Below are 20,676 nucleotides of genomic sequence, written 5' to 3'. Positions count from 1 at the left end.
CCACAGCAATCACAGGGTCATTCTGCGCATATCGCGCAAGAAGTCGAAGTTTTCTACAGGTGGCATCCGCTGTACGGGCGCCGGGTGAGGCGGCAGTACAGCGAGCAGCGGGCCACCGGTGAGGTGGTTCACGTCGAGGCTTCGCCCGGCATCGTCATCGTTGTTGCAGCGTGGATGCTCAACGCGGCATCCTGCGCAGCGATGGAACTGGGGCCACCGAGAGCGTCGCTGGAGGCACTCGGCGAGTTGCACCTGCTGCTGTGCCAGCGCGGACTTCGACGAAGCTGCGGTGTTCACACCACCACCAGCGAGGAGCCACATGACCCTGCCACCACGCACGAAGCTCTTGTCGTCGATCTCAAGCGCGCCACGCCCAATGGCGCCACGCCAGATGAGCATGGCGTTCGAGTCAGCAGTAATCCAGGATCTGACCGCGAGCGAGCGCACCAGCGTGGTCGCTCAGCTGGCCAGCCTGCTTCTACAAGCCGCCGCCGGCCGGCCCACGGGGGATGACGATGGCGAACTCTGAACTGTTGCCTGCCACCGTGCTGCGGCGCAAGGCCGTTGTCTACGTGCGCCAATCCACCCAGACGCAAGTCCAGATGAACCTGGAGAGCCAACGCCGCCAGTACGATCTGGTGCAGGAGGCGCGCCGCCGCGGCTTCTCGCAGATCGAAGTCATCGATGACGACCTCGGGCGCTCCGCCAGCGGCATGGTCGCCCGTCCGGGCTTTGACCGTCTCGTCGCATGGCTGTGCGCCGGCGAAGTCGGCGCTGTGTTGTGCTTCGACGCATCGCGGCTGGCCCGCAACGGTCGCGACTGGCACCACCTGCTCGAACTGTGCGGTCTGGTGGAGGCCCGGGTCATCGACCTGGATGGCGTGTACGACCCGTGTCGGCCCAACGATCGCCTGCTGCTGGGGATGAAGGGCAGTATCAGCGAGTTTGAACTCGGTGTACTCAGGACGCGCATGTTCGAGGCAGCCCGCGCCAAGGCCCATCGCGGGGAGCTGCGCATCAGCGTTCCGGTGGGCTACATCTGGCATCGCGAAGTCGGTCTGGGCTTCGATCCCGATGTGCGCCTGCAGGAGGCCGTCCACTTGATCTTCGAGCGCTTTCGCAAGCTGGGCAGCGCCAGGCAAGTGCTGCTGTCGCTGGCCGCCGATGGCGTTCATTTCCCACGGCCCTCGGACGGCAAGAAGATGGTGAGCTTCGACTGGACACCGATCCGCTACCGCAACGTGATCTCGGTGCTCAAGAATCCGTTCTACGCCGGCGTCTACGTCTATGGCAAGAGCGAGAAGCGAACGACCCTCGTCGAGGGGCGTCTGCGCAAGAGCTATGGCCATGGCAAGCCGGTGGAGACGTGGGACGTGGTGATCAAGGATCACCACGAGGCCTACATTGGCTGGGCCGAGTTCGAGCGTAACCAGAAGCTGTTGGCGATCAACGCTTACGGTAGAGTGGACGGCGCGAAGTCGGGCCGCGGCGGCCGGGCGCTGCTGTCCGGGATGCTGTGTTGTGGACGATGCGGCCGTCGTCTGACGGTGGCCTATGTGGGCCGCGGCATTCGTCAGGCGGTGTACCGGTGCGATCGCCCCAACACGCAACTGGGGCAGCCACGATGCTTCACCTTCGGAGGCCGGCGGCCCGATGAGGCGATCACACGCGAATTGCTGCGCGCCGTGGAGCCGTTGGCGATTGAGGCGGCACTACAGGCCGAACGGAGGCACATGGAAGTTCAGGCCGAACAGTGGCGCATCGTGGAATTGGATCTGCAGCAGGCGCGCTATGAGGCGTCTCTCGCCGAGCGACGCTACGCGGCCTGCGATCCCGACCACCGCTTGATCGCCTCCCAGCTCGAGAAGAACTGGGAAGCTGCACTTGAGCGTGTGCGCCGCTGCGAACAGCGCCTGGCAGCTTTCGATCAGGAGCAGGATGCCGCACCAACGCCAGACCTGAGGGGCCTTGCCGAGGATCTCCAGGGCGCATGGAATGCACCTGGCGTCACCATGCGTTCGCGCCAGCAACTGCTGCGCACGCTCGTCAAGGACATCGTTGCCGATGTCGACGACGCAACGCGCGAAGTGGTGCTCACAATCCACTGGCGCGGCGGGCAGCACTCCCAAGTCCGCGTGATCAAGCCGCGCAGCGGCGAGCACGGCTGCCGCACACCTGACGAGGCATTGGCCGTCATACGCAGCATGGCCGGCAAGTGGTCCGACGAGCACATCGCCGCATCGCTGAACCGCATGGGCCTGCCTACCGGCCAGGGCAAGACCTGGACTGCGCTCCGCGTCGCGTCAACGCGCAAGGTTCACGATATTCGTGCCTATCGCTCGGCGCACAAGGACAGCGATTGGCTGACCATGTCGGAGGCCGCAAAGCGGCTCGGGGTCAACAACCACCGCATCAGGCGCCTGATCAAGGACGGACTGCTTCCAGCCGAACAGGTCGTGCCATGCGCGCCGTATCAGATTCGGGCCGGCGACCTGCTTGATCCGAAGGTTATCGATGCCGCAGGGCGAACAGATCGCCCGTGTCGTGCCGACGACGAGAAGCAAATCTCAATGTTTTCAACTACTTAACGAGGTGGGGCACTATGAACAGGCCATTGCGAGCGGGCGAATCGCGTTCTCCGCGGCGTTGTTGTCGATAGGCACATTGCCGTCGTCCAGGTAGCGCGTGAGCGCGCGCCAGTTGCTTGTCGAGTAGTCGATGGCCTTGGCCGTCGCGTCGGCATTGGCCAGCGTCTGGCGCTGCGCCGTGAGCCAGGCGTGCAAGGCGTCGGCCACGGGCCGCGAGCGCTGCTGACGCAGCCGCCGCCGGGCCTCGGGCTCGAGGTCGCGCGCCTCGCGCTCGACCTCGTACAGTTGGGCGATCAGCGCCACCGCCTGGCCGGCGATCTGGCTGCCATTGAGCTCGTGCGCCTCGAACAGCTTCCTGCGGGCATGGGCCATGCACAGCGAGGCGGTGACGCCCCCCTGGGCGTGCAGCGCGTGGTAGCCCGAATAATCGTCGGTGACCAGCGTGCCGCCAAAGCCGTGCAGCACGCGCCGCGGATGTTCGCCCGCGCGAGTGGCAGCGAAGTCGTACAGCACCGCGCGCTGGGCCACGAAGTCGGTCGTGCGGTACACCCACACAAAGGCGCGTTTGGTCTTGCCGCGCCCCGGCGCCAGCAGCGACACCGGCGTCTCGTCGGCGTGGATCACGCTGTGGCTGAGGATGAACGCTTGCAGTGCGTCGGCCAGCGGCTTGAGCCGCACGCCGCAGATGCCCACCCACTGGGCCATGCTCGAGCGCGGGATGTGCACACCAGAGCGCGCGTAGATCTCTTCTTGCCGGTACAGCGGCAGATGGTCGTCGTGCTTGACGATCACCACCTGGGCCAGAAGGCCCGGGGCGGGGATGCCCTTGTCGATGATCTGCGCGGGCATCGGCGCGGCCTGGATCGTCTGGCAGCACGCACAGGCGTATTTGCCGCGGATATGGCGCAGCACGAAGAACTGGGCCGGCACGCAGTCGAGTTGCTCGCTGACCTCTTGGCCGATGCGCTTGAAGGGCTGGCCGCAGGCGCAGTGCGTCTCTTCGATCTCGTGGTGATGATCGATGCGCGGCAGGCTCGCGGGCAGCGCCTGGCGTACTGCCTGGCCTTTGGTGCGCGGCTGCGCGGGCGGTGGCTTGCTCTGGTCTTGGGCGGCGCGGTCCTCCAATGCCGTATCGGCCAGGATCTGATCGAACAGCACGGCTTGGGTGCTCGCCTCCAGGCTCTCGCTGGACGAGCCGAAGCGCCAGCGCTTCAGGCGCGCGATCTCGAAGTTCAGCGCCTCGATCCTGGCCTGCTTGAACTTGACCTCGCCTTGCAGCCGCTCGACAAAATCGCGCGATACCAGCACCGCATCGGCTGCGGCCAGCGTATCGAGCGTCGTCGTATCCGGTCCTTCGAGCATGGCCCCAAGTATCCCTCGCGCGCGTGCGCGCGCGAGGCGGGATATTCGCCAATGGACAAGCGCGCAAACCGTCGCCTCGAATCGAGCGCATCAGACCACCGTGATGGACTGCGGCTCGCGCGCACCCAGGCGCTGCCAGGGCAGGCCCGCGACGAGCCAGTAGAACTGCTCGCGCGTGAGGTTCAGCGAGCCGCGGTCCTGGCGCGGCCAGGCGAAGCTGCCCGCTTGCAGGCGCCGCGTGCACAGCCACATGCCTGTGCCGTCGTAGACCAGCACCTTGAGGCGGTCGGCGCGGCGGTTGGCAAACACGTAGGCGTGGTGGGCCTGCACCCCCAGCGCGAAGCCGCGCACCACCTGGGCCAGCAGCGTGTCGATGCCCCCGCGCAGGTCGCTAGCGCCCAGCGCCAGCCAGACGGCCTCGATGCGGATCATCGGCCAAGCTCGCGCAGTAGCGAGGCGAGTTCGCGTGTATGAGCCAGTGGCCAATGCAGATCGAGCCGGGCGCCGCCCGCGTTCAGCTCGAGCCGCACCGACGCCGACGCGGCACTGGGCGCCACGCGGGCGGCCACGAAACCGCTGGGCCTGGGTGCCGTTGCGGGCCCCGCGCTGGCGCCCTCAAGCCGCGCCTGCCAGCGCCGCGCATGCGCGCACCAGCTCGCGATCGCGCGCATCGGAACGTCGTTCGCCTCGGCCCATACCTTCGCCGTCTGTCCCGAGGCCCGATACGCCGCCACCCGTTCCAAGCAGCTCTCCATCTGCTGTCGATCCATGCTCACCTCGTCTCGTTCGTTGACTACAGAGACGCAAGGTTCGCAGCTTCATCGCCAAGACGATAGATGGGTTCGCGGAACGCATACCATGTACTTTGCCAGTCTGGCCATGAACTGGGCCGGCAGCACGATCCCGAACTCACTGCCCGGCAACTTCACCACCCTGACACTGAAGGCTCCAGTCGGTGCGGTTGGCGGCATTATTCCCTGGAACGCCCCGCTGATAAGCATGTGGTGGATCATGGGAGGCGTGCTGGCCACCGGCTGCACCGGGGTGATCAAGACGGCCGAGGATGCCTCCTTGACGACGCTGCGCACGGCCGAACTACTGGTTGAGGCCGGCGTTCCACCCGGCGTCATCAACGTCGTGACCGGGCTGGGTGCAGAGGCCGGTGCGGCGCTGGCAGCCCACATGGACGTTGATCGTGTTGCCTTCACTGGATCGACGATCACCGGACGCGAGATCATCAAGGCCTCGGCCAGCAATATGAAGCGCATTTAGGGCGTGTTAACACTAATGGTGTGATTCCCAGCAATGTCTGAGACTCGGTGGCATGGAAATCACACAAACCCAGTTTGAGCAGATTGCGCACTGCCTTCCCACGCAAAGAGGCAACGTCAGTCTGTCGAATTTGAGCGTTCTGAACGCGGTGTTGTACGTGGCCGAGCACGGCTGCAAGTGGCGCGGGCTGCCCACGCGGTTCGGCAACTGGCACACGATCTACACGCGCATGAACCGCTGGTCCAAAGCCGGCGTACTGGATCGGGTGTTCGAGGAATTGCAGCGCGCTCAGGTGGTTCGCATCAAGATCGAAGCAGTGTCGCTGGACAGCACCAGCATCAAGGTGCATCCGGACGGCACGGGGGCGTTAAAAAAAACGGCCCACAGGCCATCGGAAAGTCCCGAGGGGGCAGGAACACCAAGATTCATCTGGTTGCCGCGGATGCTCGAACGGCCATAGCGTTCTCGCTGTCGCCTGGACAGGCGCACGATGCGCCAGAAGGCCGAGCGCTGCTGCGCCGCTTGGGCGGGCCGAACCGGCCGGTGCATCTGCTCATGGATCGCGCCTACGAAGGCAACGAGACGCGGCAGTTGGCGCTCGAGCTGGGCTTTATTCCTGTGGTGCCGCCAAAGACAAACCGCATCGAGCCCTGGGAATACGACCGCGAGACGTATAAGCGCCGCAACGAAGTCGAGCGACTATTCCGGCGGCTGAAGGGTTTCCGAAGGATATTCTCTCGATTCGAGAAGCTCGATGTGATGTTCCTCGGCTTCATCAGCTTCGCGCTAATCGCCGATGGACTTCGTTTGTGTTAACAGTCCCTAGTTGGAGCTGGGTGGAAAGTCGCCAGACATCGTCTTCGCCGATGCCAACCTCGACAAAGCGGTGCCCGGCGCGGCAATGGGGGTTTTCAACAACTCCGGACAGATCTGCTCCGCCGGCACGCGGATCTTCGTTCAGCGCAGCATCCAGGAGGAATTCGTTGCTCGGATGGTCGAGTACACGAAAGCGATCAAGGTTGGCGACCCATTCGATCCCACGTTGCAGCTCGGACCGATTGTCTCCAAGCGCCAGATGGACCGGGTGATGGAGTACATGTCGATCGGCCGCGAGGAAGGCGCCCAACTGCTGGCGGGCGGGAAGCGGCTCGGCAACGATCTGGCGGAGGGTTATTTCGTCGCACCGACCGTTTTCAACAAGGTCGACAACAACATGCGTATCGCACGCGAGGAGATCTTCGGGCCGGTGGCTTCGGTCATTGCATTCGACACAGTCGAAGAGGCCATCAAACTAGCCAACGACACCGTCTACGGGTTGGGAGGCGCAATATGGACGACGAATGTCGGAACGATGATGACCGCGATGCACTGCCTCAAGGCCGGCAAGTTGTGGATCAACTGCTATGGATTGGCCGACCCCGCCGTCGGTTTCAGCGGTTTCAAGCAAAGCGGCTACGGCATGAAGGGGGGCGCGCAGCACGTGGACAACTTCCTCTGCGAGAAGAGCGTTTACATCAACGGCGCATGACATGAACAACAAAGTCATTCAGGCCGAGATCTATGATTTCATCGTGATCGGCTCTGGCTCAGCCGGCGGCGTCTTGGCCAGTCGCTTGATCGAAAACGGCAAATGCAAGGTTCTGTGCCTCGAAGCGGGTACGAAGGACGAATGCTACATTTTCACGCGCCCGCCGCCGGGCTTGCAGTTCCTGGTCGATAACCCCGTTGTCGACTGGCGCTACGAATCTAAACCGGATCCAAGCCACGGCAACCGCCGACTTGCCGTCCCACGCGGCAAGATGCTTGGTGGCAGCAGTTCGATCAATGCGATCGTGTACAACCGCGGCCAGAAGCTCAACTACGACACCTGGAGCCAGCTGGGGTGCAAGGGCTGGGGCTACCAAGACGTGCTGCCCTATCTGAAGAAGCTCGAGAGCACGGAGATTGGTTCGGACGAGTACCGCGGCCGCAACGGACCGATCAAGGTCACGCAGAGCAAGAAGCTATCGTCTTTCTACGACCTGTTCATTGAGTCCGCGGGCGCTACCGGCATCCCCTTCAATCCCGATTACAGCGGCGCCAGTCAGGAAGGCGTAGCGATGGCGCAGATGACCGCCCGCCGCGGCGAGCGCCAGAGCACCGCGACGTCCTACGTGCAGCCGGCGCGCAAGCGACCGAACCTGACCATCCTTACCGGCGCCGAGGCCACTGCCCTCATCTTGGAGGGAAAGCGATGCATGGGCGTCCGGTTCCGTCGCAACGGCACCATGCACGAAGCGCGCGCCGCGCGTGAAGTGATCGTTTCCGCGGGAACCGCGAACACACCCAAGCTCCTCGAACTGTCCGGCATCGGCAACCCGGACGTCCTGCGGCACCACGGCATCCAAGTAGCGCACGAACTCAAGGGTGTGGGCGAAAACCTCCGCGACCACTACGCGGCTGTGATGAAGTGGCGCTTCAACAAGCCAGGCATATCGCTTGCGAAGAAGGGCCGGGGCTGGCGTCTGGGCGTGGAGATCCTGCGTTGGGTGCTTCTCCGCAAGGGCCTCATTGCGCAAGGGCATGGCTCGATACGTGTCTTTGCGCGCTCGCGCCCGGGGTTGAAGAAGCCGGATGTCATGATGGTCGTCAGCCCGTACATAGTCGAACTAAAGGCTGGCAAGGGGCGGCGCATGTCGGACGTCGAGGGGTTCTTCATGTACACGCACGTCCAACGGACCGAAAGCACCGGCAGCATCCACATCCGTTCGACTGACCCATTCGCGGCGCCGACGATCAAATACCGATTCCTCGACACCGAGTACGACCGCCGGACCGCTGTGGCGGCCATTCGGCGCGCGCGAGACATTGCCGCTGCTGCCCCGGTGCGCGACGTGATTGCAAAAGAAATCGCGCCTGGAGGGAGCATGCAATCCGAGGAAGACATTCTCCACTACCTCCGCGAAACCGGGCAGACGACGCAGCACATGGTTGGCACCTGCAAGATGGGCAACGACTCCATGGCCGTTGTGGACGAACGCCTGCGCGTGCACGGGATCACCGGCTTGCGAGTCGCCGACGCGTTTGTCATGCCAACCATGATCTCAGGCAACACCAGCGTGCCGTGCACGATGATCGGGGAGAAGTGCGCCGATACGGTCCTTGCCGATGCGGAGCGCCGCTCCATGGAGCCCGTCCAGATCCGGCAGCGTACCAGCGGCAGGCGAAGTTTCAAAGGAACTGGTGGTCACTAATTGGATCAACTTCTTTGCGCCTCCAAATACTCCAAAGCCCGTTATCGATAAGATCAACGCGGCATTGGTTAAGTGCGTCGCGAGGGAAGATGTACGCGCGCAATTTCTCAAGTTGCTGGTCACGGCTACGTCCATGCCGGGGCCCGAAGCGTTCCAGAAATTCGTTGCTTCAGAATACGCGCGTTATGGCAGTTTGGTGCGCGAGCGGGGCATCGTCATCGGCGAGTGATTGCAAGAGTCGCCGCGAACGTTTTCGTGTCGATCACTCATCCAGGCTACTTCCACGGCGCGGAATTTTGGGAGGCGGGGCCAGCGCGCGCTGATAAAGCCAGCGCGCTGAGGCGGTCAAGGTTCAGCAACGCACCAGCACGGTTACGACGGGCTCGTCGCCCAGTTGCCGGCTGTTATGGCCATGTACCTTTGGATCAAAGGTGGCGCCCGGCGGGAGCGTGTCCTCTGCATAGAGAATGTCGCCGGCGCGAAACACCCGGCAGGTACCATCTTGCAACCCAATCTCCAGCGTCCCACTGAGGACGAACGTCCACTGCGGCTGACTCGTGACGTGGAAGTCCATGCGGTAGCCTGGCGGACTCTGGCGCAATATCAATCCGACGCTGGGGATCATTGTTGAGAGGTAGAGCCGTGGCTTCGTCTCAGCCAGCGAGATCACTTCCTCGCGAAAGCGTGAGCGTCCATCAGGGCCGGCCTCGAGGATGACTTTGGTAAACGTAGGGGTGTCGGGTCTGACACCGACTTGTTGGCTACTCATGAAAGTTTCCTTGAATACGTGGTTGATCATGTTGTGCGGCGCTGCTGACCATGGAGATCCGCTTGTGCTTGAGATCACGACTGCGCGACAACTGTGAAGTGCTCCATGGCCGGTGGATGCGCGTAAAAGCGGCTGACGAGCGCGCGCCATTTATCACGCTCGGGACTTTGCCGGTAGGTAACGATGTGGTCATCCATCGTCTCCCACTGCACATCGAGGAGGTAGCGCTTGGGCGACTCGATGCACCTCATGAATGCGTAACCTCTCATGCCAACCGCTTTGGCCGTGATGAGTTGGAGTGCGGGCGTCATTGCCACCTCGAACGCTTCTTGTTCACTGGGTGTCACATGGAATTCGGCCATTTTGACAATCAATTGAATCTCCTGCGCAACCGCGCGCTGCGTAACTTCAGTACTTCAGTTGAGCGTCGAAAAAGTCGCATTTGTAGGCAGCCCGGTACTGCGAGACTGAAATCGTCGAGATTGGAACGGCTTGGACGAAGTAGCGCGCAGAATCGTCGGCGGTGAGCTTCGGCCACGGCGCGTCACCCGTCCCGTTCGGATTGCCCGTATCGGCGAAATGCGTCCACGCGGCGACCAAATGGTCTGAGAGTTTCTCTTCTGCTGCGTTGAGTTCGCGTGGCATGCCGGTCATCTGGTCCACGTTCACGCCGAGATGTCCACCATGAAAGTTATCGAACAGGAACTGGATGTCGATCGTGTGCACCGCCGTCGGCTTGTATCCCGGCATCTTCGGGAAGTAGAAGGGCGCTGTCTGGTAGGTGAAATCGTATGCGTAGGTGGGAACCTGAGGCGCCAGCTTTTGCATGACGTGAAGGTCCCGGCATTTTGCGCCATCCGTTCCGATGCGCTCGTATGCGACCGACGCGTCCCCGCCAAAGTCAGATAGCGGGTAGAGCTCCGCAAGTCCCGCAGGTATTTTGCGGTCTGCGTTGCACCAGATGCAGAATGCACCTGATGCTGTCAGTGAGCTGTATTGTGCGGCGGTTATCGGCGTTTGCGGCGGCCCGGAGAAATACTCGTTGATGCCAGTGAAGAATGCCGCCTCGTCCTTAGTAGCGCCACCCAGGACAGGCATCTTGTTGAAACGGCCGCTTGTCCAGGCCTGCTCGGGTTGCATGGGCAGGATTGTGCCGTCCACGAAAGGCATGGCCAGGGCGTGGGGTCCGCCCACTTTGAGTGTTCCTTGCAATTGCAGAATGCGCGCGACAGACAGTCTTCGCAAGCACCTTGCCGTCGAAGCGTCGGCTTCCGGGCACCCTGCAGCCGTGGCAAAGCTCGTACCTGTTGCTAAAGCGCTTTCTGCGGTTGGAAGCCACGCAACGAACCCTGGCGAGCTTTGCATAATGGCCCTGTTGAAGAGACCCTTGCTCGACGGGGAAAGCAGATTCGCGCCAACGTTGTATGCCCCCGCGGACTGACCGCCGAGGGCTACCCTCCCGGGATCGCCGCCAAAGCGCTCGATGTTGCGTTGGACCCAGCGCAACGCGGCCTGTTGGTCGAGCGTGCCGTAGTTGCCCCACGCGTGCCCTTCGGAATTGACGGCGGGGTGCGAGAAGGTTCCCAATACGCCCAGCCGATAGTTCAATGTGACTACCACGGTCTCAACGCCATCAGGTCCGCCGGTCGAAAGCTTCGTACCGTCGTAGTCGTTAGATGCGCCATCGATGTTGCCGCCACCATGGATCCAGACAATCACTGGCTTCTTTTGGCCGGAACGGCTTTTGCCCGTCGTGAAAACGTTGAGGTAAAGGCAATCCTCGTTGACGCTAGTCGGCCCCGCGAAGAGACCGAGAGTGGTGACCTGCGGGCAACTTCCGCCGTACTTTGTCGCATCTCGCGTCCCCCGCCAAACCTTAACTGCCTGGGGGGGCTGCCAACGCAGATCGCCCACGGGTGCCTCAGCATAGGGGATGCCGAGGAAGACATTGACACCCTTGTCTGTGTATCCCCGGATGGCCCCGTCGGCAGTGACGACGACCGGACCGGTGCCGACATGGCCTCGGCGATCAACATCACTCGCGAACGATGAGCTCGCGCCAACGGCGCCCGACACCATCCCGAACACAAGCAAGGCATGGCGTATCAATCGACGGCTCGCGCCCATATTTGACGAAACTTGCATGAAATGTCTCCTCTGACTTGGCCTGTCCGGATTTTCCTGCCTGTGCGGCGGTCCCTGGTCATTGGCCGGGTTGCTTCTATGTTCAGCTTGCGGGGATGCGGGGTGAACGTCCCGTCACGGGATAGTTGGGATCGGTGTAGCCCGGTGTCGAAGGGTGACCCGGTGGTACCAGCCGATCGACCAACGCTTCGTCCTCTGAGGTGAAGGGCGTCTCCTCCTCCGACGCGGCCAAGTAGTCGGTCCACTGATCCATCGTGCGGGGGCCGCAGATCACCGAAGTCACGATGGTGCTGTTCAGCACCCACTTCAGGGCGAAGTGGGATGCCGTGCTGCCACGCGCTTCGGCATGAGACTTGAATTCCGTCGCTTTGAGGACGGATTCGTTTCGCAACTCCGTTTGCAGAATGCGTTTGTCCTTGCGCGCCGCGCGGCTGCCTTCGGGCAGGGCGCCCCCGGCGGCGTACTTGCCTGTGAGCACACCGCGTGCGAGCGGACTATAGGGCACCACGCCGATGCCATAAAACTGGCAGGCAGGGAACAACTCGGCCTCAGACATGCGGTTCATGGCGTTGTACTGAGGCTGGCACGCGACGGGTCGGTCGATGCCGAATTGGTCGCAAAGTCGAACCACTTCGGCCACGCGCCATGCTCGGAAATTCGAAATGCCGAAGTAACGGATCTTGCCTTGGTGGATCAGGTCCGCAAGCGCATGGATCGTCTCCTCCAGAGCAGTCGAGAAGTCGTCCCGATGAAGGTAGTAGAGATCGATGTAGTCGGTGTCGAGGCGCCGCAAGCTCTGGTCGGCGGCGCGCATGAGGTTCTTCCGTGACAGGTCCGGCCCTGCCGGAACGAGCGGGTCGGCGAGAAAGCCCACTTTGGTGGCGACGACCCAACGGTCCCGCTCGGCTTTCACGGCGCCGCCAATGATTTGCTCGGACTTGCCGGCTGCGTAGGCATCCGCCGTGTCGATGAAATTCACGCCAGCCTCCCTCGCGCTTGCGATGATGCTGCGCGAGACTGACTCGTCGGTTTGGTCGCCGAACATCATCGCACCCAGGCAAAGGGGCGAGACCTTCAATCCGGACCGTCCGAGGCGTCGATACTCCATGGTTACCACTTAGGCGCCCGCGAACTTGATGCCGGCCATGGATTCGAACAGCTGGGCCACGCTGTCCAGGTTGGCGGTTCCGCCAAGCTCGTGCACACCGATCTCGAAGAGGCTGCGCACCGTTCCCGCGATTAACATCGGCGCACCGCAGTCCATGGCCATCCGGCCGGCCAGCTTCAGGTCCTTGGCCATGAGCTGCAGCTGAAAGTCGGCGGTCGCTTTGCCTTCCGACAGCGCCGGCAGGATGCGCTCTGAGGCGCCGCTCCACCCGGTGCTCTTGTTGATCACCGTCGCCATATCCTCGAGTCTGAGACCGTACTTGACTGCGATTGTGGCGGCCTCGTAAGTCAGCAGGCGGTTGCAAGACGCCACGGCATTCTGGATGAGTTTGGCCACGTGGCCGTTACCCGTCTGTCCGCAGTACACGAGATTGGGGCTGATCGATGCCAGGATCGGCTGCACCGTGGCATATGAGTCGGCCGGACCGCCGCACATGATCGCGATCGTTCCAGCTGCCGCGCCGCGCGGGCCGCCGGAAACCGGGGCATCGACCAGCGCTACGCCGAGCTTCTGCAGGTCCGCCGCGATGCTGCGCGTCATCGTCGGGTCGCCGGTGGTCTGGTCCACGATGATCTTGCCGGGCGCGAGTCCCTCGGCCAGGCCGCCCTTGCCGAAGACGACATCACGAACGATCGCCGAGGTCGGCACGCAGATGAAGATGACGTCGCACTCGCGCGCGAGCGACCGCAGGTCCGCGGCGGAGGTCGCACCTTCGGACTCGAAGCCGTGCACGACCTCCGGCCGCACGTCGAACACCCGCATCTTGCGCGACAGCATCATGCGGCGCGTCAGCGCCCCGCCCATCGTACCCAGCCCCACGTATCCGACGCGAAGATCCTTTGTCTCCACCGTGGCCGCGGTGGTGCCGGGCTGCGCCGCGGCGGCCTCCGAGGGGTTCACGATCCGCGTCGCCGCCATCGACTCGATGAGCCCCATGACTTCCTCGAGCTGAGCGCTCTCGCCCAGCGTGCTCACGCCGATCTGCAGCAGACCGCGCACGACATTCGTGATGGTCGTAGGCGCGCCGCATTCCATGCCCAGCTGGATCGCCTGGTTCATGTCCTTGAGCATCAGCGACATGGCGAAGCTGGAGGCGGAGGGCTTGCCGTCCACGAGGCCCTGCAGCATGACCTTCGACGTGCGGTTGCGCCCCGACCCCTTATTGATGACATCGGTCATGGCTGCGAGCGACAGGCCCATCTTCCTGCCCATGGCGACGATCTCCAGCGTCGCCAGGCGGCAGCCGGCACTGAGCACGTTGTTGACGAGCTTCATCGCCTGTGCGTCGCCGACGCGGCTGCCGCAGCGGAAGATGGTGGTGCTGATCGCCGTCAGCACCGGCAGCGCCTTCTGGTAATTGTCCTGCGGGCCAGAGGCCATGATCGTGATCGTGCCTGCGGCCGCGCCGGCGACACCGCCTGAGACGGGCGCATCGATCATCGCGACACCACTGGTGGCCAGTTGGGTGGCAATCTCGTGGGTCTCTGCCGGAACGCCGCTGGTCTGGTCGATGACGAGCTTGCCCGCCGATAGACCCTCGGCCAGGCCACTCGGCCCGAAGACCAGCTTGCGTACATCCGAGCTGCGCGGCAGGCACAGCAGCACGATGTCGCACTGGCGGGCCAGTTCGGCCGCGGAAGGTGCCACGGTCGCGCCCAGCTTGTCGAATGATGCTGCAGCCGCGGCGTTTACGTCCCAGACGGTGAGCTTGTGGGTGCCCACGAGCCGGCGCGCGAGCGCGCCACCCATGGCGCCCAGGCCGATGTAGCCGATCTTTATTGCGGCGCCGTCGCTCACTTGGCTTCCACCTCGAACAGTTCGAGCGCGGCCTTGCCGGCGGCGAGCCCGGCGGGCCAGCCCGCGTAAAAGGTCACCTGCACGACCAGGCCGCGCAGCTCGTCGAGGGTGATGCCGTTCTCGACGCCGCGGCGCATCCATACCTTCATTTCGTCGAGCTTGCCGCCCGCGGCCAGCACCCCCAACGTGACCAGGATGCGGTCGCGGTAGGCCAGTTCAGGCTGCTTCCATACGTCGCCCAGCAGGACCTGTTCGCGGATGCGGGCGAGCTGCGGCACGTTTTTGTAAACGCGGGCGGAATCGGAAGTGGACGTGAGAGTCATTTGGTTGCTCCTGAGTTTTGAATGGCGATCGATGGGGACACCATGCAAGAGTTGTGCCGGTGTCCCGCGCAGGCAGGCGGCACGGCGGTGTGTTCTGGCGGAGGACATGTGTCTCTGCCAGCGACGTTGATGCAGCCCGGACAGGCAGCCAGGCGCGCACGGCCCGGCTTGCGCCGCGGGTGGGAGTTGGCATTGCAATTGCGGTGCATCCTGCCATTCAAGCAAGAGTTGAAGTTTCAGAAGGAGTGATTGCACCGTGATCCGCTCGTGGTCAAGGTGCTGCCTTCCGACGCCGAGCACAAGACCGAGATGGGTCTGGTCAAACTGCGCGTCCAGTCCGCCGAGGATGTCGACGCGCTGGCGCAGCAGTTCCGCCAGCGCATGGGCAAGCCGCAGGCCGGCATCTTGGTGCAGGAGATGGTGGGCGATGGCGTCGAGGTGGTGCTGTCCTGCCTGCGCAATGCCGATTTCGGGCCGGTGGTCTCCATCGGCATGGGCGGCGTCGCCATCGAGCTGTTCCGCGATGTGACCTACCTGGCGTTGCCGGTCTCCGAGGAGCAAGTCGTGGCCGCGTTGCGCAAGCTTAAGTTGTGGACCCTGCTCGAGGGTTTCCGTGGCAAACCAGCCGCCGACGTGGAGGCGCTCGCGCGCGCCGCGGTGCGCTTCGGTGACCTGTTCGTCGCCAGCACCGAGGTGCAGGAGTTCGAGATCAACCCGGTGATCGTGAAGAAGAAGGGCGAAGGCCTTGCCGCCGTGGACGCGCTGGTAACGGCCTGCCGGCAGGACACGCTGGCGTAGCTGCTGTAGGGTGGGGTCGCTGCGCGAACCCAGCCTACGACGGGTGTGTCACTTTTACTGCTACTGCGCCAACGTCTTGACGATCTTGATCATGCGGTCCAGGGCGGGGTCCGTCTGGCCCTTCACCCAGCCGAAGGCAAATGTGGTGGTGTAGTTCTCCTCGTGCAGGGGGATGACGGCCACGCCCACCGGATAGGTGAAGTTCTTGCCGATCACCGCAAGGCCGATGCCCATGCCCACCGAGATGAGATTCAGCTGCGAGGCGATGGAGCTGACTTCCTGCACGATGTTCGGCTCGAAGCCGGCTTTCTGGCAGAGGGTGTACAGCGGTCCGTAACCTGGGCTGCTGCTGGAACGCGGGACGACGACAAAGCGTTCGCCGGCCAGTTCCGCGAGGGTGAGCGACTTGCGCGTCGTGAGCGGGTGTTCCCTGGGAACGACCACGCCGAGCCCCCCGGTCTGGATGCGGAACCAGTCCAGCACCGTTTCGTCCTGCGCGAGCACGCCGTCGCCGTGCTTCTTGCGCAGCAGCGCGGGCCGCGGACCGAAGTGCATGAAGCCGGCGTGGATCTTCCCTTCGGCCAGCGCCTTCGGCTGCTCGGAAGTCGCCATCTCCAGCAGCGACAGGGTGACTTCGGGATAGCTCTCGTGGAACTGCTTGACGGCAGCACGGAAGAGCGAATGCAGGAGCGTGAGCGAGCCGTAGCCGATATTGAGGTTGCCGCTCTTGCCCTCACCGACCCGCTTGGCCATGGCCAGCGCGTCGTCCAGGTCGTTCATCACCGACTGCAGCTGCGGCAGCAATGCGCGTCCCGCGGCGGTCAGACGGACTCGGTGCGCCAGCCGTTCGAACAGCGGCGTGCCCAGCTCGCTCTCCAGGTCCGCGATGATCTGGGAAACCGCAGGCCGGGTGACGTACAAACGGTCGGACGCGCGGCCGAAATGCTCCTCCTCGGCGGCCGCCATGAAATAGCGCAGGTGTCGAAGTTGCATGGCTTTCTGGTGGGGGCGGAAAGTCTCCGCCCGATTACCTTGCAACTAGCGTGCCGCGCTTTTCGCCGCTGCGAGGCCCGGTTGTGTCCACCGAGGATACATTCGGCCGCCCGCCGCGTCCGTGCAGCGGACACGCCGGCGGCAGACCGCGTCAGTGGAAACCCTTGACCGGGTGTGCGGGCAACCTCACCGGTCCCTCGCGGCAGGGCCGGTTCATAAGTTTCCGCGATACCAGCGCGAGCAAAACAGTATTTTCGGCGCAACCGCAGCAAACCTACACTGGCCACCCTTCGGCAAACAAACCCAAACAGACCATGAGATTCGCAACATTTTCCCGGTTTGCCGTCCTGGCAGCCGGTGTGCTGGCCGCTGCGCTGGCGCACGCGCAGGACATCAAGCTGGCCTATAACGGTGACCTGTCGGCCTCGCCCACCGCGCAGAGCGGCCGCGCCGCCGTGGCCGGCATCCAGGCGGCCATTGACGACGTTAATGCTGCCGGCGGCGTGCTCGGTCGCAAACTGACGCTGGTCGTGCGCGACGACCTGGCGCAGCCGCAGAAGTCCATCCAGAACATGCTGGAGCTGATCGACAACGAGAAGGTGGTGGCGGTGCTCGGCCCCACCAACTCGGGCAACGCGATGGCCTGGAAGCGCATCCCGAACGAGAAGAAGGTCATCTCGATGCAGTCGAATGCGCAGGCAACCGACATCACCAAGCCGCTCTCGCCCGGCGCCGACAATTACTTCTTCCGCTTGTCGATGTACGACCGCTTGCAGGCGGCGGCGCTGATGGCGTATGCGAAGAAAAGCGGCACGACGAAGATCGGCCTGCTGACCGAAACCACCGGCTATGGCGAGGGCGGCCTGCGCGACCTGCAGGAGCTCGCCAAGGTCCATGGCATCGCGCCACTCGCGGTGGAGAAGTTCGCCGTGACCGATACCGACATGACGTCGCAGCTGAGCAAGATGAAGGCCGCCGGCGTCGACACGGTGATCGTGTGGGCACAGGGCACGCCCATGGGCCTGCTGCTGCGCAGTATGGAAAAGATCAATTACTTCCCGAAGTTCCTGGCGTCTGCGGCCGCAGACAACATCACCTTCTTCGATGCCGCCGGCGAGACGCTGGCCGCCAAGGCCATCTTCCTGCGCCCGTTCATCAATCCCGATACGCCGGCGCAAAAGAAACTGTACGAGCGCGTGAAGCCCAAGCTGGCCGCGCCGAGTGCCTTTATCTACACCATGCAGGGCTACGATTCCACCCTGCTGCTGGCGGCAGCGATCCGCCAGGCGGGCGCCGCGGATGGCCCCAAGGTGCGTGAAGCCCTCGAGAACCTGCAGGCACCGGTGCAGGGCGTGTTCAAGACCTACACCAAGCCCTATTCGAAGGCGCAGCGAGAAGCCATGACGCCCGCCGACGTGAAATGGGTGCACTGGAACGGCGACAAGCTGGCGGAATACAGCGACGCGGTGACGAAGTCGCTGACCGCGGCCGACACGAATCGCTGACAAACCATGCTGACCTCACTGCTGCAGGCCCTGTTCAGCGGGCTGGCGGTCGGTAGCGCCTACGCGTTGATCGCCCTGGGCTTCAGCATCACCTTCGCCACGACGCGCACGCTCAACTTCGCCCAAGGCGACTTTGTGTCGGCCGGCGCCTTCATTGGCGTTGCGGTGCTGTTCGCCGCGCTCGGCATCCCGGCGTCCTCCACCACCTTCAGCGGCGCCCAGCCCGCGTCGTCCGCGCAGCTGCTGGCGCTGGTGGCCGCGGTGCTGGGAATGGGCGCGATCGGCTGGCTGCTGTACGTGCTGGGCGTGCGTCCCTTCGCCGGCCGGCCGGGGATGGCCTGGGTCATGAGCACGCTGGGCTTCGGCGTGATTCTTCAGAGCATCGGCATGGCGATCTGGGGGCCCAAGTCGGTGGTCGTGCCGGGTCCCTTCGGCAGCGACGTGATCCGCGTGGCCGGCGTCGGGATGCTGCCCCAGGAAGTGCTGACGCTGGTGGTCGCCACCGCCGTCATGCTGGCGTTCGACCACGTGATGCGCAGGACCATGATCGGCAAGGCCATGCGCGCCGTCGCGTACAAGCCGGAGGTCGCCGGCCTCATGGGGATCAACGTGACCGGAATGATGGTCGGCGCCTTCGTCCTCAGTTCGGCGCTGGCCGGCCTGTCCGGCTTCCTGCTGGCGCCGATCATCCAGCTGTCGCTGTTCATGAGCGTGGCGGTCGGCCTCAAGGGATTCTCGGCCGCCATCGTGGGCGGCCTCGACAATCCGCGTGGCTGCGTGTTCGGCGGCTTCGCGCTGGGCGTGCTGGAGTCCTTCATCAACCTCTGGTCGGCCCAATGGCGTGAGGTGGCCATCTTCGCCCTGGTGATCGTGGTGCTGGCCGTGCGCCCCAACGGGCTGTTCGGCACCCGCGTGATGGACAAGGTATGAAGCGCCTGCTGCATCCGCTCGCGGCGGCCGCCGTCGCCGCCGGCCTGTGCGTCCTGGCCGGCGCCATGTCCAATGACTTTTATCTGCGCATCGGCTTCATGATGTGCGTGTACTACCTGTGTGCCGCGGGCATGGGCCTGCTGGTCGGGTATGCGGGGCAGAAGTCGCTGGGCCAGGCCGGGTTGTTCGCCGCCGGCGCCTACGCTGCCGCCCTGCTGACCGTGCACACCGGCATGAACGCCTGGTTGGCGCTGGCCCTGGCGGTCGTCGTGGCGGGCGCATGCGGCGCTCTCGTGGCCTTGCCCGCCCTGCGCGTGCGCGGGCCCTATCTCGCCATGGTGACGCTGGCTTTCGGCATCGTCGCGGAGAAGCTCGTCACCGAATGGACGGACGTGTTCGGCGGCGCCCAGGGCCTGTACGGCGTGCGGCCCCTGACGTGGAACGGCGCGGCGCTGAACCTGCAGCAGTGGGTCTGGCTGGGCGTGGCCCTGTCGCTGGGCGCCTGGCTGCTGGTGCGCAACCTCGTGCGCGGGCGCGTCGGCCGCGCGCTGCTGTCGGTGCAGGCCGATGAGATCGCCGCATCCTGCGTCGGCGTGCGCGTCTACGGCTACAAGGTGCTCGCCTTCACCGTGGCCGCCGCCACCTGCGGCCTGGCGGGCGGCATGGTCGCGCTGCAGACGCAGTACATCAACTCCGATTTCATCAGCCTGCACCTGTCGATCTTCATCCTGCTGCTCGTGATGTTCGGCGGTGCCCAGTCCTTGTTCGGGCCGCTGGCCGGCGCCGTGGTGCTCACCATCGTCGATGCCGCGCTGGCGCGCTGGCCGGCCGTCCAGCACTTTGTCTATGGCTCGGTGCTGCTGTTCGCCCTGTACGTGATGCCGGAGGGAATCGCGGGCCTGCTGCAGCGCGCCTTCGCGCCGCGCCGGCTCGAAGGTGCTGGAACCGAGGGGACGGCCGAGGCTGCGGGCGCAGGGACGGTCCAGGTGGCTTTTGGCCGCAGCGGCACGGGTGAACTACTGATCGTGCAGGGCCTGGGCAAGTCCTTCGGCGGCGTGCAGGTGGCGCAGGACGTTACCTTCCGCCTGCAACGGGGCCACGTGCACGCCTTGATCGGGCCGAACGGCGCGGGCAAGTCCAGCCTGATCAACATGCTCACCGGCATCATCCGGCCGGACGCCGGGCGCGTCGAGTTCTGCGGCAGCAACATCGTGGGTGCGCCCGTGCACCGCATCTGCGACCTGGGCATGGCCCGGACCTTCCAGAACCTGCGGCTGTTCGGCGACCTGACGGTCCTGGAGAACGTGATCCTCGGCCGGCATGCGCGCATGCGCAACGGCTTCTTCAGCTCGTTGCTGGGTCTGCCCGAGGCGGGCAGCGAGGAGAAGGCGGCGCGCGAACATGCGCTTGCCCTGCTGCACATGACGGGTCTCGGCCACCTTGCCGCGGCATGCGCCGGCAGCCTGCCCTACGGGCTGCAGCGCCGGCTGGAGCTGGCGCGCGCGCTGGCCACCGAACCGCAACTGCTGCTGCTCGACGAGCCGGCGGCCGGCCTGAACCCGCAGGAGACGGTGGATCTCGGCAACCTGCTGGTGCGCATCAGCCGCCTGGGCATGACCATCCTGATGGTCGAACACCACATGGACCTCGTCATGCGCATCTCCGACCACGTGATCGTGCTGGACCGCGGCGTGAAGATCGCGGAAGGGACGCCGGGCGAGGTGCAGCAGGACGAGCAGGTGATCGCCGCCTATCTCGGCGTCGAGGATGAGGCCGCGCAAGTCGCGGCCTGA

General features: G+C 64.3%; 20 protein-coding genes and 1 pseudogene. 11 read left to right on the top strand and 10 right to left on the bottom strand.

The annotated features are described in order from the left end of the window. Positions 1-319: 319 nt before the first annotated feature. Positions 320-529: a hypothetical protein gene (locus EUB48_RS21425; RefSeq protein ID WP_168226768.1), complete on the top strand. Its 210-nt coding sequence runs from the start codon at positions 320-322 to the stop codon at positions 527-529. Continuing rightward, on the top strand, positions 516-2,588 hold the full coding sequence (locus EUB48_RS16160; RefSeq protein WP_142820084.1) for a recombinase family protein: 2,073 nt from the start codon (positions 516-518) through the stop codon (positions 2,586-2,588). Before EUB48_RS21425 ends, EUB48_RS16160 begins: the two co-directional genes overlap by 14 nt. Positions 2,589-2,612: 24 nt before the next feature. Here EUB48_RS16160 and tnpC read toward each other — a convergent pair. The 3 genes and pseudogenes from tnpC to tnpA all read right to left on the bottom strand — a co-directional run. Continuing rightward, positions 2,613-3,863: pseudogene (gene tnpC, locus EUB48_RS16155) on the bottom strand (IS66 family transposase); the annotation flags it as partial. 177 nt (positions 3,864-4,040) lie between these two features. After that, entirely contained in the window at positions 4,041-4,382 is a 342-nt protein-coding gene (tnpB, locus tag EUB48_RS16150; RefSeq protein ID WP_142820082.1) for an IS66 family insertion sequence element accessory protein TnpB, read from the bottom strand. Beyond that, positions 4,379-4,720 carry an IS66 family insertion sequence element accessory protein TnpA gene (tnpA, locus tag EUB48_RS16145; protein WP_420821457.1) on the bottom strand — a complete coding sequence of 114 codons (342 nt, stop codon included), beginning with the start codon at positions 4,718-4,720 and terminating at the stop codon, positions 4,379-4,381. The genes tnpB and tnpA overlap by 4 nt, the downstream gene beginning before the upstream one ends. Here tnpA and EUB48_RS16140 point away from each other — a divergent pair. From EUB48_RS16140 to EUB48_RS16120, 5 genes are all read left to right on the top strand, one after another. Further along, positions 4,719-5,222: an aldehyde dehydrogenase family protein gene (locus tag EUB48_RS16140; RefSeq protein WP_244618240.1), complete on the top strand. Its 504-nt coding sequence runs from the start codon at positions 4,719-4,721 to the stop codon at positions 5,220-5,222. The two genes, tnpA and EUB48_RS16140, sit on opposite strands and share 2 nt — an antisense overlap. 52 nt (positions 5,223-5,274) lie before the next feature. Further along, positions 5,275-6,038, top strand: a protein-coding gene (locus EUB48_RS16135; protein WP_142820080.1) for an IS5 family transposase whose coding sequence is annotated in 2 segments (ribosomal slippage) — positions 5,275-5,590 and positions 5,590-6,038 — 765 coding nt in all. Because the reading frame shifts where the segments join, the coding sequence is not laid out codon by codon here. A gap of 10 nt (positions 6,039-6,048) precedes the next feature. Beyond that, positions 6,049-6,750 (top strand): aldehyde dehydrogenase family protein, encoded by a 702-nt coding sequence (locus EUB48_RS16130; RefSeq protein ID WP_142820079.1) that lies wholly within the window; start codon positions 6,049-6,051, stop codon positions 6,748-6,750. 1 nt (position 6,751) lies between these two features. Beyond that, complete coding sequence (locus tag EUB48_RS16125) at positions 6,752-8,455, top strand: GMC family oxidoreductase (RefSeq protein ID WP_244618239.1); 1,704 nt, start codon at positions 6,752-6,754, stop codon at positions 8,453-8,455. Then, positions 8,445-8,684 carry a hypothetical protein gene (locus tag EUB48_RS16120; RefSeq protein ID WP_420821418.1) on the top strand — a complete coding sequence of 80 codons (240 nt, stop codon included), beginning with the start codon at positions 8,445-8,447 and terminating at the stop codon, positions 8,682-8,684. The genes EUB48_RS16125 and EUB48_RS16120 overlap by 11 nt, the downstream gene beginning before the upstream one ends. Positions 8,685-8,807: 123 nt before the next feature. Here the strand turns inward: EUB48_RS16120 and EUB48_RS16115 are convergent, their stop codons facing one another. The 6 genes from EUB48_RS16115 to EUB48_RS21760 all read right to left on the bottom strand — a co-directional run bounded on the left by EUB48_RS16115 (position 8,808) and on the right by EUB48_RS21760 (position 14,657). After that, complete coding sequence (locus tag EUB48_RS16115; protein ID WP_244618238.1) at positions 8,808-9,254, bottom strand: cupin domain-containing protein; 447 nt, start codon at positions 9,252-9,254, stop codon at positions 8,808-8,810. 44 nt (positions 9,255-9,298) lie between these two features. Beyond that, positions 9,299-9,598, bottom strand: coding sequence for an antibiotic biosynthesis monooxygenase family protein (locus EUB48_RS16110; protein WP_142820077.1), 300 nt, complete (start codon positions 9,596-9,598; stop codon positions 9,299-9,301). A gap of 34 nt (positions 9,599-9,632) precedes the next feature. Continuing rightward, on the bottom strand, positions 9,633-11,369 hold the full coding sequence (locus tag EUB48_RS16105; RefSeq protein WP_244618237.1) for a carboxylesterase/lipase family protein: 1,737 nt from the start codon (positions 11,367-11,369) through the stop codon (positions 9,633-9,635). An 82-nt stretch (positions 11,370-11,451) separates the two neighbouring features. Next, positions 11,452-12,477: an aldo/keto reductase gene (locus EUB48_RS16100; protein ID WP_142820076.1), complete on the bottom strand. Its 1,026-nt coding sequence runs from the start codon at positions 12,475-12,477 to the stop codon at positions 11,452-11,454. Positions 12,478-12,486: 9 nt separating this feature from the next. Next, positions 12,487-14,334, bottom strand: a complete 1,848-nt coding sequence (locus EUB48_RS16095; protein WP_244618236.1) for an NAD(P)-dependent oxidoreductase — start codon at positions 14,332-14,334, stop codon at positions 12,487-12,489. Next, entirely contained in the window at positions 14,331-14,657 is a 327-nt protein-coding gene (locus EUB48_RS21760) for a carboxymuconolactone decarboxylase family protein (protein WP_244618235.1), read from the bottom strand. The genes EUB48_RS16095 and EUB48_RS21760 overlap by 4 nt, the downstream gene beginning before the upstream one ends. A gap of 249 nt (positions 14,658-14,906) precedes the next feature. On the opposite strand from EUB48_RS21760, the gene EUB48_RS16085 reads away from it, so the two are divergent. Beyond that, complete coding sequence (locus EUB48_RS16085; protein WP_142820073.1) at positions 14,907-15,455, top strand: acetate--CoA ligase family protein; 549 nt, start codon at positions 14,907-14,909, stop codon at positions 15,453-15,455. Positions 15,456-15,515: 60 nt separating this feature from the next. On the opposite strand, the gene EUB48_RS16080 is transcribed toward EUB48_RS16085, so the two are convergent. Further along, on the bottom strand, positions 15,516-16,448 hold the full coding sequence (locus EUB48_RS16080; protein ID WP_142820072.1) for a LysR substrate-binding domain-containing protein: 933 nt from the start codon (positions 16,446-16,448) through the stop codon (positions 15,516-15,518). 314 nt (positions 16,449-16,762) lie between these two features. Here EUB48_RS16080 and EUB48_RS16075 point away from each other — a divergent pair, with 314 nt between their 5' ends. Genes EUB48_RS16075 through EUB48_RS16065 form a run of 3 tightly spaced genes read left to right on the top strand, consistent with a single transcriptional unit; the run spans position 16,763 to position 20,676 of the window. Beyond that, the gene (locus tag EUB48_RS16075; protein WP_142820071.1) at positions 16,763-17,953 is read left to right on the top strand and encodes an ABC transporter substrate-binding protein; all 1,191 of its coding nucleotides are present in this window, start codon (positions 16,763-16,765) and stop codon (positions 17,951-17,953) included. Between the two features lie 6 nt (positions 17,954-17,959). Continuing rightward, on the top strand, positions 17,960-18,883 hold the full coding sequence (locus EUB48_RS16070; protein ID WP_142820070.1) for a branched-chain amino acid ABC transporter permease: 924 nt from the start codon (positions 17,960-17,962) through the stop codon (positions 18,881-18,883). Continuing rightward, entirely contained in the window at positions 18,880-20,676 is a 1,797-nt protein-coding gene (locus EUB48_RS16065) for a branched-chain amino acid ABC transporter ATP-binding protein/permease (RefSeq protein WP_142820069.1), read from the top strand. Before EUB48_RS16070 ends, EUB48_RS16065 begins: the two co-directional genes overlap by 4 nt.

The organism is Rhodoferax sediminis (genome assembly GCF_006970865.1).
Lineage (GTDB): Bacteria > Pseudomonadota > Gammaproteobacteria > Burkholderiales > Burkholderiaceae_C > Rhodoferax_A > Rhodoferax_A sediminis.
The sequence above is the reverse complement of the archived record's forward strand: the minus strand, read 5'-3'. Positions and strand labels throughout refer to the sequence as shown.

What these genes read in the sequence shown, in the direction of transcription:
- EUB48_RS21425 (WP_168226768.1), top strand. Translation starts at nt 320, where the DNA reads ATGACCCTGCCACCACGCACGAAGCTCTTGTCGTCGATCTCAAGCGCG.
- EUB48_RS16115 (WP_244618238.1), bottom strand. Translation starts at nt 9,254, where the DNA reads ATGATCAACCACGTATTCAAGGAAACTTTCATGAGTAGCCAACAAGTC.
- tnpB (WP_142820082.1), bottom strand. Translation starts at nt 4,382, where the DNA reads ATGATCCGCATCGAGGCCGTCTGGCTGGCGCTGGGCGCTAGCGACCTG.
- tnpA (WP_420821457.1), bottom strand. Translation starts at nt 4,720, where the DNA reads ATGGATCGACAGCAGATGGAGAGCTGCTTGGAACGGGTGGCGGCGTAT.
- EUB48_RS21760 (WP_244618235.1), bottom strand. Translation starts at nt 14,657, where the DNA reads ATGACTCTCACGTCCACTTCCGATTCCGCCCGCGTTTACAAAAACGTG.
- EUB48_RS16070 (WP_142820070.1), top strand. Translation starts at nt 17,960, where the DNA reads ATGCTGACCTCACTGCTGCAGGCCCTGTTCAGCGGGCTGGCGGTCGGT.
- EUB48_RS16065 (WP_142820069.1), top strand. Translation starts at nt 18,880, where the DNA reads ATGAAGCGCCTGCTGCATCCGCTCGCGGCGGCCGCCGTCGCCGCCGGC.
- EUB48_RS16080 (WP_142820072.1), bottom strand. Translation starts at nt 16,448, where the DNA reads ATGCAACTTCGACACCTGCGCTATTTCATGGCGGCCGCCGAGGAGGAG.
- EUB48_RS16100 (WP_142820076.1), bottom strand. Translation starts at nt 12,477, where the DNA reads ATGGAGTATCGACGCCTCGGACGGTCCGGATTGAAGGTCTCGCCCCTT.
- EUB48_RS16125 (WP_244618239.1), top strand. Translation starts at nt 6,752, where the DNA reads ATGAACAACAAAGTCATTCAGGCCGAGATCTATGATTTCATCGTGATC.
- EUB48_RS16105 (WP_244618237.1), bottom strand. Translation starts at nt 11,369, where the DNA reads ATGCAAGTTTCGTCAAATATGGGCGCGAGCCGTCGATTGATACGCCAT.
- EUB48_RS16140 (WP_244618240.1), top strand. Translation starts at nt 4,719, where the DNA reads ATGCTCACCTCGTCTCGTTCGTTGACTACAGAGACGCAAGGTTCGCAG.
- EUB48_RS16075 (WP_142820071.1), top strand. Translation starts at nt 16,763, where the DNA reads ATGAGATTCGCAACATTTTCCCGGTTTGCCGTCCTGGCAGCCGGTGTG.
- EUB48_RS16160 (WP_142820084.1), top strand. Translation starts at nt 516, where the DNA reads ATGGCGAACTCTGAACTGTTGCCTGCCACCGTGCTGCGGCGCAAGGCC.